Raw genomic sequence first — 479 nt, forward strand, 5'->3', positions numbered from 1 at the left:
TAAGCTGGCACTTTATGCAAGAAGGTAATCATTTGGAGAAAAATTTTGTAAGACAGGAATTTTACAAAATCCATTCTTTAAAAAGAAATATAGGTGTCTATTATTTTAACAAAGTTGCTAAACATTACAAAACAGAGCACAGTATATATAAATACAGCAGAAATAGTCTAGAGTACAGTCTTAATGTTTGGGAAGAAATAGGAATTATAGCAACAATAGGGTTAACGGAAATACAAGAGTTTAGAATCCATTATAGAGAAGGTAATGAAGAGCATGCTCAAACATATTACCAAAGCGCTCTTTCAATTAGTAACGGATTATGTTTGTTTATAAAAAACAATCCACCTTCAAAATATCCAGAATACGATGTGCATAGTATTGAAATAGCTTTAGCACTTAACTTAATGAATTTTACAAGAAACTTTAACCCAGCCAAAAAATGGATTTCTGAAATGACTTTAGGTTTTAATAACAGATAT

1 protein-coding gene is annotated in these 479 nt (G+C 29.6%); it reads left to right on the forward strand.

Annotated features, from left to right (window positions below; genetic code table 11):
• Window positions 1-479: hypothetical protein (locus J8281_RS19065; protein WP_210199243.1), on the forward strand; the 479-nt coding region annotated here is incomplete at both ends.

It is taken from the genome of Aquimarina sp. U1-2, assembly GCF_017897595.1.
Taxonomy (GTDB): Bacteria; Bacteroidota; Bacteroidia; order Flavobacteriales; family Flavobacteriaceae; genus Aquimarina.